The sequence below is a fragment of the Acidimicrobiia bacterium genome (assembly GCA_040878325.1).
Classification (GTDB): Bacteria; Actinomycetota; Acidimicrobiia; order Spongiisociales; family UBA11373; genus JAUYIV01.
Genome location: JBBDMM010000012.1, coordinates 155,437 through 172,313, shown reverse-complemented (window position 1 = coordinate 172,313; position 16,877 = coordinate 155,437). Strand labels below are relative to the sequence as shown.

Genomic DNA, 16,877 nt, shown 5'->3' with positions numbered 1-16,877 from the left:
ATGGCGAACGTCGTTTCGATGCCGAGCGCCCGGGCCGCCTTGCGGACCATTCGCGCCGTCGAGCGGGGGGTGTCGCGCACGATGATGTTCCTGCTGGTGCCGGTGGTATTGCTCGTGATCATCGGCCTCGGCGCGATCCTGTCGGCGTCATCGGTCGTCGGTCTGCGCGAGACAGGCGACGGGCTCTTCTACTTCAAGCGTCAGATCGTCTGGCTGGTGGTCGGGGTGGTGGCCATGGTCGTGGCCGCATTCATCCCGTTGCGGTGGTGGAAGAAGCTTGCACTCCCGATGTTCGTGACGACCCTCGGCTTGCTCGTCACGGTCTTGTTCGTGGGCACCCGGGTGAACGGGGCGACCCGCTGGCTGATAGTCGGACCGGTATCGATACAGCCCTCCGAGATCGCCAAGCTGGCCACCGTCGTGATGCTCGCCACGGTCGTCAGCCGTCGTGAGCTGTCGATGAGGCGATACCGCGATTTCTTCGGACCCGTGGCCGCCACCGTCGGTCTGGTCGGCGGGCTGGTGATGCTCCAGCCCGACCTCGGGACCACCCTGCTCGTCGCCGCCGGGGCGTTCGCGGTGCTTTGGGCCAGTGCCGTCCCCCTGCGGCATGTGATCGGCACGGGCATCGGCGCGGGCGGCGCCGCCTTCGTCCTGGCGATAAGTTCGCCCTATCGGTGGGCGAGGGTGACCGCATTCCTCGATCTCCAGAGTGACCCTCTTGGCACCTCGTATCAGGCGGTACAGGGGCTGGTGGCCCTGGGAACCGGGGGCTTGTGGGGAGTCGGCCTGGGGGCGAGCCGGGCGCGATGGTCGTTCCTGCCCAATGCCCATACCGATTTCGTCTTCGCAATTCTTGGTGAGGAGACCGGGCTGGCAGGCTCGCTCGCCATCGTGGCGATGTTCGGCGTGTTCACCGTCGCTGGCACGCTCATCGCCCTACGGTGCGCCGATCGATTCGGTCGCCTTCTGGCGGTCGGCATCACCTCCTGGCTCTCGGCGCAGGCGATCGTCAACATCGGCGGCGTGGTCGGCCTCCTCCCCATCACCGGCGTCCCGCTGCCGTTCGTTTCGTCCGGAGGGAGCGCACTCGTGGTCTCCCTCGTCGGCGTCGGGGTGCTCGTGTCGGTGGCACGGCAGGCACCGACCTCCCCGGTGCCCGAGCGGTGATATTCGCCATCGTCGCCGCCGGGACGGGCGGCCATGTCTATCCCGCCCTCTCGCTGGCGCGGGCACTGGAGGACCTGGGAGTGCCCCAGCACGAGATCGGCTTCCTCGGCGGCGACCGGTTCGAGGCTCGGGCCGTGCCTGAGGCGGGATATTCGTTCAGGTCGTTCGGGCTGGCCCGCCTGCGCGACTGGTCGAGCCCGGCCAATCTCACGATTCCGTTCGTGGTCCGCCGCAGCGCCGCGGCGATCGCCGACCACCTTCGGGAGAGCGGCACCAGGGTCGTCGTGGGCATGGGGGGATACGTCTCGGTCCCCGCTTCGATCGCGGCCAACCGGGTCGGTGTCCCGTTCTTCCTCCAGGAGCAGAATGCCAGCCCCGGCCGAGCATCGCGGTTTGCAGCCCGGCGGGCCAGGGCGACCTTCCTCGGCCTCCCCGGCGAGTCGGAGCGGCTCCCCCGGAGCACCGTGGTGGGGAATCCGCTCCGTGGGGAGATTGCCGGGGTCGATCGCTTCGCACTCCGACCCGAGGCCCGCCATCGTTACGGGCTCGAGGCCTCGGGACCCGTGCTCGGAATCCTTGGAGGGTCACTGGGGGCCCGGGTGCTCAACGATGCCGCCGCGGCCATGGTGGACGGGTCGGGGGCGGCAGGGACGGTGCATCTCACCGGACCCGACGCCTACCCGGCCATGGCGCGGCTGGCATCCGAGGCCGGGGTACCGTGGACTTGCCGACCCTTCGAGGCCGAGATGCAATATTTCTACGCTGCGGTGGATCTCGTCGTCTGCCGTTCCGGAGCGATGACGGTGAGTGAACTGGCAGCCACCGGCACCCCCTCGCTCCTGGTGCCGCTCGACCGGGTGGGGCAGGGAGAAAATGCTCGGATGCTCGCCGGGGCTGGCGGAGCCCGGGTGGTACCGCAAGCCACCGCCGCGGCGCTTCCCGGCATCGTTCGATCCCTGCTCTTCGATGCCGGGGAGCTGGATCGGATGGGAGCCCGGGCACGCGGGGTGGGGCGTCCCGACGCCGGAGCCGTGATCGCCCGCCATCTCATGGAGGCGGCCGATGGCTGATCTGGTGCCTCATCGGCGGATCCATGTGGTCGGTGTGGGGGGAGCGGGAATGTCGGGTCTTGCCAAGATCCTCTCGCAATGGGGCCATCAGGTCACCGGGTCGGACTTGAAGCCGGGCGCCCACCTGAATGCCCTCGCCGGCACCGGGGTCGCCGTATGGGTGGGCCATCGGCCGGAGGCTGCCACCGAATGGGACCTGGTGGTGGCGTCGAGCGCGGTGCCGGATCGCGACCCCGAAATCACCGCGGCTCGCCAGCGGGGGGTCGAGGTGTGGGATCGTCCCCGCCTGCTCCAGGCGATCACCCGGCGGCTACGAACCATTGGCGTCACCGGCACCCACGGCAAGACCACCGGCACCGCCATGACCATCGCCGCGTTCCGGGCGCTTGGTCACGATCCGTCCTTCATGGTGGGGGGTGTGCTCGTCGACCTCGCCACCAACTCTCACCTGGGCGAGGAGGACCTGTTCGTCCTGGAGGCCGACGAGGCCTTCGGAACGTTTCTCTCACTCCAGCTGAAGGGCCTGGTGATCACCAATGTCGAGCCCGACCACCTCGACCACTACGGGTCGCTGGCCGACCTCGAGGATGCCTTCACCGAAGTGGCCGGGGCGGTGGACGGCCCGGTGGTAGCCGGCATCGACGACCGGGGCGCTGCGGCAGTTGCAGCCAGGGTCGATGGGGTCGTCGGGTACGGAACCTCCGACGAAGCCGCTTGGCACATCAGCGACATCGGGCACGCAGCGGATTCAGTGTGGTTCCGGCTCCGCGGCCCTCACGCGGACCTGCCGGTGCGGGTTCCCAAACCGGGAACCCACGTCGCTCGCAACGCGGCAGGGGTGCTGGCGCTCATCGGTGAGTTGGGCCTCGATGTCGTGGCGGCGGCTGCCGGCCTCGAGCGCTTCGCCGGAGTCCGCCGACGGTTCGAGACCAGGGCCCGGATCCGCGGGGTCACCGTGATCGACGACTACGCCATCCACCCGACGGAAATCGCCGCCACGATCGACGCCGCCAGCCAGGCGCGCCAGGGTCGGATCATCGCGGTGTTCCAGCCTCACCGATTCAGCAGAACCGCTGAACTGGGGGTGGAGCTGGGAACCGCCCTCGCCGGGGCGGCACGAGTGTTCGTCACCGACGTGTACGCGGCCAGCGAGACCCCGGTCCCGGGGGTGACGGGCAGGGTGGTGGCCGATGCTGCTGCCGGCGCCGGTGCCAACGTGTCATATGTGCCCCGCCGCGCCGACCTGGCGAAGGCGATCGCCGCCGAGGCGGTGGAAGGCGACCTGATCCTCATCATGGGAGCCGGCGACATCACGCTCGTGGCCGACGAGATCGCACCCCTGCTGGCGGGTGCCGGATGACATCACTCGCCACCCTCGTCGACCGCGGCAAGGTGACCGGCGGCGCCCCGTTGGCTCCACTGACCACCTACAAGGTCGGGGGACCGGCGAAGTTCCTGGTGGTGGTCGACGACGAGGACGACCTCCGACTCGCCGCCTCGCTGGCCGCCGAAGAACGGTTGCCCCTGATTGCACTCGGCCGGGGTAGCAATCTCATCGTCGCCGACTCCGGGTTTCCCGGGGTGGTGATCCGGCCCGGGCCTGGTCTTTCGGGATGGTCCCTCGGTAAGGGTGGCGTCGTGTCTGCGGGTGCGGGCACTCCGCTCCCGCTGCTCGCCCGCGAGACGGTGCGAGCAGGCCGGGGCGGGCTCGAGTTCTTCACCGGGATACCCGGAAGCGTGGGTGGAGCGGTTCGGATGAACGCCGGCTGCCATGGGAGCGACACGGCCGGCTGGCTGGTCAGCGCCCGGGTATTCGACCTCGTCGATGGCGCGGTGTCGTCGCCGACCCCGCTCGAACTGGACATGGGTTACCGGCACACCAACCTGACGGATCGGCAGTTCGTGGTCAGTGCCGCCTTCCGAACCGTCGACCGAGACCCGGGCGAGGGCGAGACGACGATTCGCGAGATCACCCGCTGGCGTCGCGACAACCAGCCAGGAGGAACCCTCAACGCGGGCAGTGTGTTCAAGAACCCGCCGGGTGATTCGGCAGGCCGCATCATCGATCACGCCGGCTTGAAGGGCCTCCGCATCGGGGGGGCGGCAGTGAGCGAGCGCCACGCCAACTTCTTCGTAGCCGATGCCGGGGTCAGCGCCGACGACCTGCGTCGGCTCGTGGAGGAAGTGCGCCGGCGCATTTTCGAGTCGACCGGCGTCGATCTCGAGCCGGAGATCAGGTTCGTCGGGAATTTTCCTCGATGACCGCGATCCGCGATCAGATCTCTGCCGACCGCAACCGCCCGGTCGCTCCCCGCCGCCGTCGATGGATCGGATGGCTCGTCCTTGTTTTGGTCCTTGCCGCCGCAACCCTGATCGCCCATAGCCCCTGGCTCTCCATCGGCGAGGTCGAGGTGCTCGGTCAGGTGCGGTCCGAGACTCGTGCCCGCATCGCCGGGGCGGGGGTGGGGGAGGGAGCGCTGCTGGTCTGGATCGATTCGGGAGCGATCGAACGGGCGGTGCTTGCCGACCCGTGGGTGAGCGATGTCCGGGTCGACAAGGTGTTTCCCAACCGGCTTGTGGTGGAGGTGCTCGAACACCGGCCGGTCGCATGGATCGAGGGGGTTCTCGGATGGATGCTGGTGGCCGAGGATGGCACGGTCGTCGCACGTGCCCCCGACCCCGAGGCGGGGCGGCTCCGGGCCTCGGTTGCCTTCCCCGATGTGGATCCCGGGGTACGTCCGGTCGATCCTGCCTGGCACGAGATCGTCGAAATGGCGCTGGTTCTCGACGAGTTCATCGGGGGCACCATCGTCCTCGAAATGCAGGGCGCCGAGATGTGGACCGAGGCCCTGGGCCATCCGGTCCGTCTCGGCCACCCGATCGACCTAGCCGACAAGGCGCGGACCCTGCTCGTCCTCCTGGGCCAGGAGCTTCCGCCGGGTGCGGTGATCGACCTCACCTCGGCGTCGCGTCCCGCCATCGTCGTCGCCGACCCTCAAGGCTAGGTCGAGGGTACTGAAGATGAATCGTGATCCTCGGGTCGAGGGTGGAGTATCCTGCCTCCCGTCCCCCGAGGTCGGTCGCCGGCCCCACAGTGGGCTGCAGACCGAGGAGAACCCATGGTGAGCAACGACGGTCTCCAGAGCTATCTGGCCGTCATCAAAGTAATAGGTGTCGGCGGCGGCGGCGTGAACGCCGTGAACCGGATGATCGATGCCGGGTTGCGCGGCGTCGAGTTCATCGCCATCAACACCGATGCGCAGGCATTGCTCATGTCGGACGCCGACGTGAAGCTCGACGTGGGGCGCGAACTCACCCGGGGTCTCGGCGCCGGGGCGGATCCCGAAGTCGGCCGCAGCGCCGCTGAGGCTCACCGCGACGACATCGAGGATTCGCTGCGCGGCGCCGACATGGTGTTCATCACCGCCGGCGAGGGCGGCGGCACCGGCACCGGAGGCGCCCCCGTGGTGGCCGAAATCGCCCGCAGCCTCGGAGCGCTGACGGTCGCAGTGGTGACCCGGCCTTTTGGCTTCGAGGGCCGCCGCCGCTCCGTGCAGGCGGAACAGGGGATAACCGCCCTACGGAATGCGGTGGACACGCTGATCGTGATCCCCAACCAACGGCTGCTCGAGCATGCCGACCAGAGCCTTCCCATCGTCGACGCGTTTCGCCTGGCCGACGAGGTGCTCCTCCATGGCGTGGGCGGCATCACCGATCTGATCACCACGCCCGGTCTCATCAACGTCGACTTCGCCGACGTGAAGTCGGTGATGTGGGGCGCCGGCACCGCGGTCATGGGCATCGGCAGGGCCTCCGGTGAAAATCGGGCGGTGCAGGCGGCGACCAAGGCGATCGCAAGCCCGATGCTCGAGTCGTCGGTGGAAGGCGCCAGCGGAGTGCTGCTCTCCGTTGCCGGGTCGAAATCGATGAGCCTCCACGAAGTGAACCAGGCGGCGACCACTATCGCCGAGCACTGCACCCCCGATGCCAACATCATCTTCGGCGCAACCATTGACGACTCGATGGGGGACGAGATGCGGGTGACGGTGATCGCCGCCGGATTCGGTGGCGGGCCGCCGGAGCGCCCGCGGATGCAGTCGCCGTCGGTTCAGTCCCCGTCGATTCCGAAGCCGACCCGACGCGACGAGCCCGCACCGGCAGGGTTCGACGACGGCACCGGCTCGCTCGACGATCTGGATATTCCCGACTTCCTCAAGGGATGATCCGGCCGCCGGGCTTTCGCGGCGCCGCGTTCGGTGACGAGTTCGACGGCGACGGTCGGTCCGACCCAGCGTCCCGAGCCGCGATCTCGACATCGCTCGGCATTACCGCCGACTGGGCGTGGCTCCACCAGGTCCACGGTCGTGAAGTCGTCAGAGTGTCTCGCCCGGGCCCTCAGGGCGATGCCGACGCGGCGTTCACGGCGCAGGCAGGGCTTCCCCTCGCCGTGTCCACCGCCGACTGTTACCCGGTGATCCTCGAGGCTGACGGCGCGGTCGGGATCGCCCACTCGGGCTGGCGAGGCACGGCCGCGGGCGTGGTCGCTGCACTCCGCCAGGCGATGGCAGCCGCCGGGTTCAACCCGGTACGCGCCGCGATCGGCCCCGGCATCGGCGCGTGTTGCTTCGAGGTCGGAGCGGAGGTGGCTGCGCAGCTTCCCGACCATCGACGCCAGACCTCGTGGGGCACCCTCTCGGTGGACCTGCGCGACGCCATCCTCGCCGCCCTCGACGGCCTCGATGTCTGGGACGCGGGCGTATGCACAATGTCGGACGACGGTTACCACTCATATCGGCGCGACCGCGCCGTCGAGCGGCAGGTGGCAGTGGCATGGCTACCGGGCTGACCGAAGTTCGGCGCAGGATCGTCGCGGCTGCTGAACGGGCCGGACGCGATCCTGGAGGCATCACAGTGGTCGGGGTGAGCAAGTATGCCGACGACGCCGCGGTCGTCGCTGCCCATGCCGAGGGCCTCACCGACTTCGGAGAGAACCGGGCCCAGGAGCTGGCGGCTCGCTCGGTCCTCCTCCCGGCCGGGGTCCGGTGGCACTTCGTCGGGCGCCTCCAGGGGAACAAGGTTCGACAGGTTCGACCGATTGTTTCCATGCTTCATTCGCTCGACCGCTCCGCCCTCGCCGAGCACTGGGTCAAGGGCCCGGGGATGCCGCCGCCCGTGCTGGTTCAGGTGGACCTCGCCGGGGAGGTGCAGAAGGGCGGCGTCGCGCCGGACCAAGCAGGCCAGTTGATCCAGATGGCGACATCGCTCGGCCTGGACGTGATCGGGCTGATGACCGTCCCGCCCCTGGGGGAGCGTCCCGAAGACTCCCGACCCTGGTTCCGGCGGCTGCGGGAGCTGCGTGACCGGATTCGCCAAGATCATCCCGCGATCGCCCAATTGTCGATGGGCATGACCGATGACTTCGAGGTGGCGGTGGAGGAGGGTGCCACCGTGTTGCGAATCGGACGGGCTATCTTTGATCCCGTTCCCCCAAAGGGGCTGAATCAGTGAGCATGTGGCAAAAGACACTCTTCTATTTGGGGCTCGTCGACGAGGATGCCGTCGAAGAGCAGCAATCCGGTGAGCAGGGCTGGGAGCAAGAACCCGTCGCCCCGCAGGGCCGCGAGCCCTCCCGGCAGACGGTGGGACGCCCTCCGACTGCTCGGCAGCCCCAGGGCCGCCAGCCCCAGGCGCGTCAGCCGCAACGCCCCCGCGTGTCGCTCGGCAACCGCAGCGAGCTCGACGAGCCCAACCTCGACCCCACCCTCACCACCGGCGAGCGCATTGCCGCCAATCGTCGCGGTGAGCCTCGAGTGGTCCCTGCCCCGAGCGGTGTACAGGGTCGCCGGGTAGAGCCCCCGATGACAACCCGGCGTCGCAGGGTCGGGGCGGATCCATCGATGTCGGAAGCAGGCGTGACCCTCACGCCGGCCGATCGCCCAATGGTCAGAACCATGTCGGACGCCGACCTCGAATGCGAGGTGATAGTCGCCCGGTCGTACACCGACGCGCAAGTGCTGGCAGACCACATTCGATCGAACATCCCGGTGGTCCTCGACCTGCGTAAGGTCGAACCGGCCATGGTGCGTCGGCTGGTCGACTTCTCGAGCGGGCTCACCTACGCCCTCGGCGGCTCGATGCGAAAGATCGGGCAAGGGGTGGTGCTCGTCAACCCGGCCAATGTGAACATCTCTCGGGACGAAAAGCGTCGCTTGAAGGAACTCGGCTACTACCAGGCGCCGGAAGAACCCTGACCGGTGGGGATCCTCTGCTTCCTCATCCAGGCGTACAGCATCGTCGTTTTCGCCCGGATCGTGCTCGAGTGGATCCCCGTCTCGTATGACCACCCGGTGGCCCGGGTGCGAGCCATCTTCCGCGCCGTCACCGAGCCTGTGCTTCGCCCGCTTCGCGCCCTGCTGCCGCCGGTCCGGCTCGGGGGGATGGGTCTCGACCTCTCGCCGTTGATCCTGCTGATCGGCTTGGGGATTTTGTCAGCGGTGATTTGCTGACCAGTCTCCAGTCTCCAGTCGCCAGTTCCGGGCAGCGATTGGCGATTGGCGATTGGCGAGAGCGCGGCGGTAGCGGGCCTAGCGCCTGCCGCTCGGGTCGATTGCGTAAGACTTCCGCACGCCGATCTTCCCGTCGGCGGTGTGGATTACGTGCTCCACCTTCTCCCGAATGGCCGTCTCGCGGCCCGCCTTCTGGGCGGCGGTCTTCGTCGAGAAGACCTTGCTCACCTTGGAAGCGCCGGCGCGTTTGTTGGCCCAGCCCTTGTCGTGGGGGAGGGTGTGAACCGCGCTTCCCTTTTTGGCCTTTGTCTTGGGAGTGACCTTCTTGGCGGCAGCCTCTTTTGGAGGTTCTGGTGCCTTCTTGGCGATGAACTTCTTGACTCGTAGCGCTACTGGCTCTCCGGCGGCGTCTTGGTTCGCGCCGGCTTCGCCCCTGGTGACTTTTTCGGCCAGTACTTCTGATGCGATCCACTCGGTGTGGTGCTCGAATGCCGCCGCGACGGCCGACGAGGCGGAGTCCCATGTGAGATCGATGCGGTCGGAGACGTCGAGGCCGGCATCCTTGCGTTCGCCCTGCACCAGCTTGACGATCTCGCGGGCGAGCGCCTCCCGGGCCAGTTCGGCGGTGATGGTGGTGTCGAGGGCCACCGACAAGCGCTCGCCGCTGGCCACCGCTACTCCCGGATGCGGCTCCCTGGACACGACCAGGTCGGCTACGCCGAGAGCCTCGCCCAGCAACTCGATCGTCTCGCCGGCCAGGACCCGGACAACGGCCGCAGGATCTAGCTGCTCGATGGCGGCGGCTGCTTCGGCCATCCGTGCCCCAAAGCGCGGTCCGAGGGTGCGGTAGTTCGGCTTGGCGGTGACCACCGCCAGGCTTCCCTCGTCGGACGAGGTGACCACCGACTTGACGTTGAGCTCGTCGGCAACCAGCTCGCGGTGCCGGTCGACTGCGTGGCGGACCTCACTGTCGTGGCTGACGACGGTCAGGGTGGCGAGGGGCTGGCGAATCCTGATCCCCTCCGTCACCCGAAGCCCCCTCCCGAGGCCGACCGTCTCGCGCACCGCGGCCATGTCTGCCTCGAGGCGCCGGTCGATCAGCGTGGCGTCCGACGCCGGATAGTCCTCATGGTGGACGCTCGCGGGGCCGCCCTTCGGCCGCGGCCTCCGGGCGACGACGAGCTCCTGGTACATCGCTTCGGTCACGAAGGGCAACACCGGGGCCATCAGCTTTGAAAAGGTCACGAGCACTTCATAGAGGGTGGCGAAGGCAGCCGGGCTGTCAGCGGCGTCGGTGCCCCGCACGGTCCAGAAGCGCCGGCGCGAGCGGCGGATGTACCAATTGGTCAGGTCGTCCACGAAGTCGATCAGCGGGGGAATGACGTTGTACAGGTAATAGCCCTCCATCTCCGTGTTGACCCGATTCACCAGGCTCTGCAGCACGGAGAGGATCCACCGGTCGATCTCGGGCCGGGCGGCGGGGGCTGGGGCGGAGGCAAGGTCTTCGACGGTGAGCCGCTCGGCGGCGGCGTAGGTGGTGAAGAACGAGTACGCATTCCAATAGGGGAGCATCACGGTACGAACCACCTCGCGAACGCCCCGCTCGGAGAATCGCATGGGTTCGGCCCGAACCAGCGGGGAGTTGATCAGATACGCCCGCAACGCGTCGGCCCCGGTCGAATCGATCAGGACCATCGGGTCCGGGTAGTTCTTGAGGCTCTTGGACATCTTGCGACCGTCCTCCGCGAGGATCAAGCCGTTGACCACACCGTTGCGGAACGGCACCGAATCGAAGAGCGCGGTCGCATGGACGACGAGGGTGTAGAACCATCCCCGGGTCTGATCGAGGCCTTCGGCGATGTATTGGGCCGGGAACCCGCGCTCGAATCGCTCCTTGTTCTCGAAGGGGTAATGGTTCTGCCCGTATGGCATCGCCCCGGACTCGAACCAGACGTCGAGCACCTCGGGGACGCGGCGCATCGTGCCGGAGCAGGCACTGCATCCAAAGGTCACCTCGTCGACGATGTGCTTGTGAAGGTCGTCGACGCGGACACCGCTTCGCTCGTGCAACTCTTCGATGCTGCCGAGGCACACGATTTCGTCGCATCCGTCGCACTCCCACACGGGGATGCACGAGCCCCAGAACCGGTTGCGGGAGACAGCCCAATCTCGCGCCTGTTCGAGCCAGTTGCCGAACCGCCGGGAGCCCACATGATCGGGCACCCAGTGGATGGTCTCGTTGAGCTCCACCATGCGGTCGCGGATCGTCTCGACGGCGACGAACCAGGTGGGGATCGCCTTGTAGATGAGCGGGGTGTCGGTTCGCCAGCAGAACGGGTACGAGTGCACGATCCGTTCGCTGCGGGCCAGTGCACCGCGTTCCCGGAGCAGCTTTATCAAGGTCGGGTCGGCGTCCTTGACCCTCACCCCTGCCACCTCGGGGATCTCCGCGGTGAATCGTCCCTCGGCGTCGACCGGGTCGACGAGCAGGTGGTCGAGGCCGACGTCGGTAAAGGCCGCCAGGTCGGCCTCGCCGAAGGCGGGTGCCATATGGACCAGGCCGGTCCCCTCCTCGACGGACACCTCGGAGCTGGGAATGACCACGAAGGCGCCGTCACCGGCGAGGGAGGCGAAGTAATCGAAGGCGGGCCGGTAGCGCGTCCCCAGAAGCTCTTCACCCGATGCCGTCACGGTTCCCGTGGTGCCCTCCGGCCAGTACGCCGATACCCGATCAGCGGCGATCCAATGGCGCCCCGGTTCGCCGTCGAGGGGCTCATCGATCCGCATGTAGGTGATGTCGCGGCCGACGGCCACTCCGAGGTTCGACGGCATCGTCCATGGCGTGGTGGTCCATACCAGGAGCAGGTCGCCGGGTTCCACCAGCCCGGTGCCCTCGGTCACGGCGAGTCGCACCGTGATGGACGGGTCTTCGACGTCGCGGTACTCCCCGAGGTTGACCTCGAAGTTGGAGAGTGGCGTCGCCGCGCCCCATGAGTACGGGAGCACTTTGAAGGCTTTGTAGACCAAGCCCTCATCCCACAGCCGCTTGAAGACCCACCACACCGACTCCATGAAGTCGGTGTCCATCGTCTTGTAGTCATCCTCGAAGTCGACCCAGCGACCGATACGGCGTGTGACCGACTCCCATACCTCGGTGTTTGCCATGACGCGCTCGCGGCACGCTTCGTTGAATCGGGCGATTCCGTAATCGCGGATATCCGATGGGCCGGAAAGGTCCAATTCGTCCTGCACCTCGAGCTCGATTGGGAGTCCGTGGGTGTCCCAGCCGAAGCGCCTCACCACGCGGTGTCCCCGCATCGTCCAGTAGCGGGGAACGATGTCTTTGAGGACACCGGCGAGGAGGTTCCCGAAGTGGGGGCTCCCGGTGGGGAAGGGCGGGCCGTCGTAGAAGGTGTACTCGTTGTCCTCGGGCCGCATCCGCACCGATTCGTGGAACGCGTCGATCCGATCCCACAGGTCGAGGATCTGCTCCTCGAGCGCGGGGAACGAGACATCCGAAGGTGCCCGGTCGAACGATGAGTCGGCCATGTCGTCCTCGGTCGGCGGTCGTGCCGCCGGGACGAGCTCGAGGCCCGCGGTACCACCCGGCTTGCCGCCTGGAGACGGCCGCTCATGGCCCCTTCTCGCGGGGAGGTCGGTGGGTTCTAATCGGGGTGGCCCGTTCTTCCCACGGCTCAGAGGTGATGCCCATCGGATCCGGGGCGCCGGCCTCACACCATTCGCCGGCTCGCTGAGCCCGTCCCGACCCGATGGCGTCCTCTTCGACGCCTTGCGGCTGAAAAGATAGCAGTCGAGACGGCCCCTGCTCCGGCTCCAGCCCCGGCCAGACCGGGGGATCGCTGATCTCTGCGCGATCACCAGTACTCGCCAGAATGGGTCAGGAGGTGAGATGTGGTCGTATCTGATCATCCGGAGGGGACGGTGGTGACCGTTTGGGTGGTGCCGGGGGCTAGCCGGGGCGAGATCGTCGGCGAGCACGCCGATGCCCTTCGTATCCGGGTGGCGGCGCCGCCCGAAGGGGGGCGGGCCAACCAGGCCGTGATCCGGTTGTTGGAAACCCAATTTCCCGGACATCGGGCCGTACTGCTGAGCGGCGCCACCACCAGGCGCAAACGAGTGTTGATCGAGGGCGTTTCACCAGCCAGCGCTCGATCGTCGCTGGGTATCGCCTGACCGGTCGCCCTTCTTGCCGGCAGCTGGTAGCGGGTAGCGCCCTGTTGCGGGCAGCGCCCGGTGTTGGCCGCCCGTGGTATCGTCGCTCGCTCGCAGGGAGGGCTCATGGCACGCGATCTCGCCCCATCCACACTGGAACGTTTCCGCAAACGGCTCGAGGTTGAGCAAACGCGCCTCGGTGAGATGGTGCGTGACATCGAGGCCGAGCGGGAAGAGGTGAGGCTCACCGAGACCTCGTCGGATCGCAGCCCCGATCCAAACACTGCGGAAGGCGGCTCTTTGGCCTTCGAGATGGAGAAAGAGCTGTCGCTGTGGCAAAACGCCCAGGACATCCTCTCGAAAATCGAAGAGGCCGTGACTCGCATCGAGGACGGCACCTACGGCCGCTGCGCCGAGTGCGGCTCTGCGATCCCGGTGGCAAGGCTCGACGCCCTCCCCTACACCAAACTGTGCGTCGACTGCTCGGCCAGCCGGCGCTGACCCCCAGAATCACGGCGCTGGTCGCCGCCGGGGCAGTGGTCGCCCTCGACCAACTCACCAAGTGGTGGGCGTCCGCGGTGCTGCCGGGAAACCCAATCGTCCTGATCGACGACTTCCTGCAGTTGAAGTACGTGACGAACACGGGCGCGGCCTTCAGCCTGCTCCAGGGGGCGGGATCGATCATCGCACTGTTGGCGATTGCGATCGTCGTCTTCATTGTGATTGTGGTTCGCAAGGTGCCTCACCGCCCGGAGGCGGCTGCGCTCGGCCTGGTGCTGGGCGGGGCCATGGGGAACCTGCTCGATCGAGTGTTTCGGGGCGACGGCCTTCTCGACGGTGGCGTCGTGGACTTCATCTCGTTCTCCTTCTTCCCATCCTTCAATGTCGCCGACTCAGCAATCACGATCGGTGCGTTTCTGGCGCTCTTCCTCGCGTTCAAGCGCGAATGAGGTTCGAGGTGCCGGCCGCGCTGGACGGTGAGCGGGCTGACTTGATAGTTGCCCGGCTGGGGAGGCTGAGCCGGGCACAGGCGAGGGCACTCGTCGACCTCGGGGAAGTAGTGGTGGATGGGGCGTCCACCACCTCGAAACGCCGGCTGGCGGCCGGCAGCGTCGTCGAATTCCAGCCGCCTGCGCCCGCCCCGAGTCTGGAACCGGAAATCGTCGACTTCGCGGTGCGGTACGAGGATCCACATCTGGCGGTCGTCGACAAGCCGAGCGGGGTAGTCACGCATCCGGGTGCCGGCAACCGAACGGGAACGCTCGCCGCGGGGATCCTCCATCGCTGGCCGCGGGTTCGGGGAGTCGGAGCAGAAGATCGATGGGGGTTGGTGCACCGACTCGATCGGGGGACATCGGGCCTACTCGTCGTTGCTCTCGACTGGCCGGCATATGAAGGCCTGCGGACGGCAATCCGCACCCACGCGATTGAACGGCGCTATCTGGCGCTGGTGGCGGGCCGTCCCGCCATTCCCACGGGGACCATCGATGCTCCGCTCGGCCGCGATCGGGCAAGACCGATGGAGATGAAGGTCGATCCCGAAGGGCGTCCGGCTCGCACCCACTACCGCACACTCGGCACTTGGGCAGAGCACACGCTGCTCGAACTTCGGCTCGAGACGGGCCGGACCCACCAGATCCGGGTCCACCTAGGGGCGATCGGCCTGCCGGTCGTGGGAGACGCGGTGTATGGGGTCGGGCGGGGAGCTCCCCGGGTGTTTCTCCACGCCGCCGGACTGACCTTCGACCATCCCGTCACGGGAGCCCGGGTGGAGGTGGAAAGCCCGTTGCCCGACGACCTCCAGGCAGTGATCGACGCTCTATGACGATGGGGATGGTCGGTGAGCGACACGCAATGAATACTGCGAGCAATGAGCAATGCGCGGCGCGCCTTGGCTCGTCGCGTTGATTCTGACCGTTCGCGCATAGCGCATAGCGCATAGCGCCTTCCGGTTCACCCGAAGAAGGTGCGGGCGACCTCGTACAACTCACGCGGCACCCCGCGGGGCTCGTCACCGAGCTCCGCCAGTGGCACGGGGACGATCGCGGTGCCGCGCACCGCCATCATCACGCCGCGGTCGCCCCGCGCCGCCGCCTCGATCGCCGCGGCCCCGAGCCGGCTTGCCAGTACCCGATCGCGGGCAGTCGGCCTCCCGCCGCGCAGGAGGTGGCCGAGGACGGTCACCCGGGTCTCGAATCCGGTGAGCGCTTCGAGGATTGGAGCCACCTCGTATGCCACGCCGCCGAGTCTCTCGAAGCCGTACGCGTCCTTTGGCAGCGGAGCGACGCGGGGGTTGTCGATGCCCTCGGCGACCACGACCACCGAGTAGTTGCGCCCGCGCTCGTGGCGCCCGCGGATGATTTTGGCGGCTTCCTCGAGTGGCATCGGAAACTCCGGAATCAGGATCACGTCCGCGCCGGCGGCGATGCCGGCGTGAACCGCGATCCATCCCTGGGTGCGGCCCATCACCTCGACGAGCTGCACCCGGTTGTGCGCTTCGGCGGTAGTGGTGAGCCGGTCGATCGCTTCCGTTGCGATCTCGACTGCCGTGTCGAATCCAAAGGACACGTCAGTGGCGGGCACGTCGTTGTCGATCGTCTTGGGGATTCCAATCACCGGAATCCCCTCGGCCTCCACGCGGGCAGCGGTACGGAGGGTGCCGTCGCCACCGATCACGATGAGAGTGCCGACGCCGTGCTTGTCGAGGACGGGACTGATTGAAGCGGCGCCATTCCCATGAACGAATGGGTCCCGGCGTGAGGTGCCCAGAATCGTGCCGCCGCGTCCGAGGACTCCGCGCACCCTGTCGCGGTCGAGGTCGATGGTGTCATCGTCCATCGTCCCCGCCCATCCGTTACGGAAGCCGACTACACGATTCCCATCCGCGATCGCCGCCGCGACGACTGCCCGGATTGCTGCGTTGAGTCCCGGGCAGTCCCCTCCGGCGGTGAGAAGTCCGACCGTGGGCATCTCAACGGGAGGTCTGATAGACGTCGATGAAGCGCCGGTAGGTCTCGCCGATCCGGGCCGCGGCGCCGGCGGTGGGGATCCGCTCATCCCGCCATCCGGCTACGGCCTCCCACCAGATCGAACGGCCGATTGCGAAACCCGAGTAGCCGGGCACGGGTGCTGCGGCGGATAGCCAATGGTCGACCCTCGCCTCGTCGGCGCCGCGGCCCAGCACCACGCAAGCAACCCGGTTCCGGCCGCCCGCACGAACCAGGTCGGCTATGAAGCGGCAGTCGTCGGTAGCGTCGATACCTTCGATCTTCCAGATATCCGGCTCGATCCCTGCGGCGCGAAGCTCCTCGATTGTCGCCAGCATCAGCGCGGGGCGGATCTGCCGGTCGTAAGCGTCGATGTCGCCGGCGACGAGCTCCTTCTGGCGGGGCGACGCCGGGACGAGCAGTTCGAACAAGAACTTTCTCCCTCGATCGTGGAGCCAGGTGCCGAGCGCGGCGAGGCGCTCGGCCTGGATCGCTTTCGTCGCGGGGTGGTCCTCGGGGTTCCATCGGACGAGGACCTTTGCAAAGGTGGGATCGAACTCCTCGATATGGTCGCCGAAGTCGTCGCCGTACTCGAAGTCGAACACGTCCTGGCCCGACTTCTCGACGGGCATCGCCAAAGGGACTCCCGCCCGGCGGGCCGCCCTCGCCACGTCGGCGCCCATCTCCTCGTCGACCAGCACGCCGGCGCCTGCAGGCAGCCCGGTGGCCATCGCCGACTCGAAACCCTCCCAAACGAGCCGTTTGGCTGAACTCAACCGGGCGGTGTCGGCTGCGTTCTCCTCTTCGATCCCGAACATCTTCGACTTGAAGCTGCCCCGATGATCGAACGCGAGCAGGAACAGGTCGCCGTCATAGCCGAGGTCCATGATGGGTTGACTCCGTGGTGTGGTCCGAGCGACATTGTAAGAAGGCCCACAGCCCACAGCCGACAGCCAGACGGATCTACGGGT

General features: G+C 67.6%; 17 protein-coding genes. 14 read left to right on the top strand and 3 right to left on the bottom strand.

The window, feature by feature from the left end:
• From ftsW to WD184_07590, 10 genes are all read left to right on the top strand, one after another.
• Positions 1-1,170: a putative lipid II flippase FtsW gene (gene ftsW, locus WD184_07635; GenBank protein ID MEX0826599.1), complete on the top strand. Its 1,170-nt coding sequence runs from the start codon at positions 1-3 to the stop codon at positions 1,168-1,170.
• Positions 1,167-2,240: a glycosyltransferase gene (locus tag WD184_07630; GenBank protein MEX0826598.1), complete on the top strand. Its 1,074-nt coding sequence runs from the start codon at positions 1,167-1,169 to the stop codon at positions 2,238-2,240. The genes ftsW and WD184_07630 overlap by 4 nt, the downstream gene beginning before the upstream one ends.
• Complete coding sequence (gene murC / locus WD184_07625) at positions 2,233-3,600, top strand: UDP-N-acetylmuramate--L-alanine ligase (protein MEX0826597.1); 1,368 nt, start codon at positions 2,233-2,235, stop codon at positions 3,598-3,600. Before WD184_07630 ends, murC begins: the two co-directional genes overlap by 8 nt.
• On the top strand, positions 3,597-4,502 hold the full coding sequence (gene murB / locus WD184_07620; protein MEX0826596.1) for a UDP-N-acetylmuramate dehydrogenase: 906 nt from the start codon (positions 3,597-3,599) through the stop codon (positions 4,500-4,502). The genes murC and murB overlap by 4 nt, the downstream gene beginning before the upstream one ends.
• Positions 4,499-5,245, top strand: coding sequence for an FtsQ-type POTRA domain-containing protein (locus WD184_07615; GenBank protein MEX0826595.1), 747 nt, complete (start codon positions 4,499-4,501; stop codon positions 5,243-5,245). The genes murB and WD184_07615 overlap by 4 nt, the downstream gene beginning before the upstream one ends.
• Before the next feature lie 114 nt (positions 5,246-5,359).
• A complete protein-coding gene (gene ftsZ / locus WD184_07610) occupies positions 5,360-6,463 on the top strand; it encodes a cell division protein FtsZ (protein ID MEX0826594.1) in 1,104 nt (367 codons plus the stop codon).
• Positions 6,460-7,086, top strand: coding sequence for a polyphenol oxidase family protein (locus WD184_07605; protein ID MEX0826593.1), 627 nt, complete (start codon positions 6,460-6,462; stop codon positions 7,084-7,086). The genes ftsZ and WD184_07605 overlap by 4 nt, the downstream gene beginning before the upstream one ends.
• Positions 7,071-7,748 carry a YggS family pyridoxal phosphate-dependent enzyme gene (locus WD184_07600; GenBank protein MEX0826592.1) on the top strand — a complete coding sequence of 226 codons (678 nt, stop codon included), beginning with the start codon at positions 7,071-7,073 and terminating at the stop codon, positions 7,746-7,748. The genes WD184_07605 and WD184_07600 overlap by 16 nt, the downstream gene beginning before the upstream one ends.
• Positions 7,749-7,750: 2 nt before the next feature.
• Entirely contained in the window at positions 7,751-8,491 is a 741-nt protein-coding gene (locus WD184_07595; protein ID MEX0826591.1) for a cell division protein SepF, read from the top strand.
• A gap of 3 nt (positions 8,492-8,494) precedes the next feature.
• The gene (locus tag WD184_07590) at positions 8,495-8,746 is read left to right on the top strand and encodes a YggT family protein (protein MEX0826590.1); all 252 of its coding nucleotides are present in this window, start codon (positions 8,495-8,497) and stop codon (positions 8,744-8,746) included.
• Between the two features lie 78 nt (positions 8,747-8,824).
• On the opposite strand, the gene ileS is transcribed toward WD184_07590, so the two are convergent.
• Positions 8,825-12,295, bottom strand: coding sequence for an isoleucine--tRNA ligase (gene ileS, locus WD184_07585; GenBank protein MEX0826589.1), 3,471 nt, complete (start codon positions 12,293-12,295; stop codon positions 8,825-8,827).
• A 363-nt stretch (positions 12,296-12,658) separates the two neighbouring features.
• Between ileS and WD184_07580 the strand changes: the two genes are divergently transcribed.
• The 4 genes from WD184_07580 to WD184_07565 all read left to right on the top strand — a co-directional run bounded on the left by WD184_07580 (position 12,659) and on the right by WD184_07565 (position 14,744).
• Positions 12,659-12,940: a DUF167 domain-containing protein gene (locus WD184_07580; protein MEX0826588.1), complete on the top strand. Its 282-nt coding sequence runs from the start codon at positions 12,659-12,661 to the stop codon at positions 12,938-12,940.
• Positions 12,941-13,045: 105 nt separating this feature from the next.
• The gene (locus WD184_07575) at positions 13,046-13,420 is read left to right on the top strand and encodes a TraR/DksA family transcriptional regulator (GenBank protein MEX0826587.1); all 375 of its coding nucleotides are present in this window, start codon (positions 13,046-13,048) and stop codon (positions 13,418-13,420) included.
• The gene (gene lspA, locus WD184_07570; protein MEX0826586.1) at positions 13,390-13,869 is read left to right on the top strand and encodes a signal peptidase II; all 480 of its coding nucleotides are present in this window, start codon (positions 13,390-13,392) and stop codon (positions 13,867-13,869) included. Before WD184_07575 ends, lspA begins: the two co-directional genes overlap by 31 nt.
• On the top strand, positions 13,866-14,744 hold the full coding sequence (locus WD184_07565; protein MEX0826585.1) for an RluA family pseudouridine synthase: 879 nt from the start codon (positions 13,866-13,868) through the stop codon (positions 14,742-14,744). The genes lspA and WD184_07565 overlap by 4 nt, the downstream gene beginning before the upstream one ends.
• A gap of 128 nt (positions 14,745-14,872) precedes the next feature.
• Here the strand turns inward: WD184_07565 and WD184_07560 are convergent, their stop codons facing one another.
• Both WD184_07560 and WD184_07555 read right to left on the bottom strand, forming a co-directional pair.
• Positions 14,873-15,889: an ATP-dependent 6-phosphofructokinase gene (locus tag WD184_07560; protein MEX0826584.1), complete on the bottom strand. Its 1,017-nt coding sequence runs from the start codon at positions 15,887-15,889 to the stop codon at positions 14,873-14,875.
• Between the two features lies 1 nt (position 15,890).
• Positions 15,891-16,793 (bottom strand): DUF2090 domain-containing protein, encoded by a 903-nt coding sequence (locus WD184_07555; protein ID MEX0826583.1) that lies wholly within the window; start codon positions 16,791-16,793, stop codon positions 15,891-15,893.
• Positions 16,794-16,877: the final 84 nt, after the last annotated feature.

Coding starts and splice junctions, on each gene's coding strand:
- WD184_07595 (MEX0826591.1), top strand. CDS start 7,751: ATGTGGCAAAAGACACTCTTCTATTTGGGGCTCGTCGACGAGGATGCC.
- ftsZ (MEX0826594.1), top strand. CDS start 5,360: ATGGTGAGCAACGACGGTCTCCAGAGCTATCTGGCCGTCATCAAAGTA.
- murB (MEX0826596.1), top strand. CDS start 3,597: ATGACATCACTCGCCACCCTCGTCGACCGCGGCAAGGTGACCGGCGGC.
- WD184_07615 (MEX0826595.1), top strand. CDS start 4,499: ATGACCGCGATCCGCGATCAGATCTCTGCCGACCGCAACCGCCCGGTC.
- WD184_07565 (MEX0826585.1), top strand. CDS start 13,866: ATGAGGTTCGAGGTGCCGGCCGCGCTGGACGGTGAGCGGGCTGACTTG.
- WD184_07605 (MEX0826593.1), top strand. CDS start 6,460: ATGATCCGGCCGCCGGGCTTTCGCGGCGCCGCGTTCGGTGACGAGTTC.
- WD184_07555 (MEX0826583.1), bottom strand. CDS start 16,793: ATGGACCTCGGCTATGACGGCGACCTGTTCCTGCTCGCGTTCGATCAT.
- ileS (MEX0826589.1), bottom strand. CDS start 12,295: ATGGCCGACTCATCGTTCGACCGGGCACCTTCGGATGTCTCGTTCCCC.
- WD184_07560 (MEX0826584.1), bottom strand. CDS start 15,889: ATGCCCACGGTCGGACTTCTCACCGCCGGAGGGGACTGCCCGGGACTC.
- WD184_07575 (MEX0826587.1), top strand. CDS start 13,046: ATGGCACGCGATCTCGCCCCATCCACACTGGAACGTTTCCGCAAACGG.
- murC (MEX0826597.1), top strand. CDS start 2,233: ATGGCTGATCTGGTGCCTCATCGGCGGATCCATGTGGTCGGTGTGGGG.
- ftsW (MEX0826599.1), top strand. CDS start 1: ATGGCGAACGTCGTTTCGATGCCGAGCGCCCGGGCCGCCTTGCGGACC.
- WD184_07600 (MEX0826592.1), top strand. CDS start 7,071: ATGGCTACCGGGCTGACCGAAGTTCGGCGCAGGATCGTCGCGGCTGCT.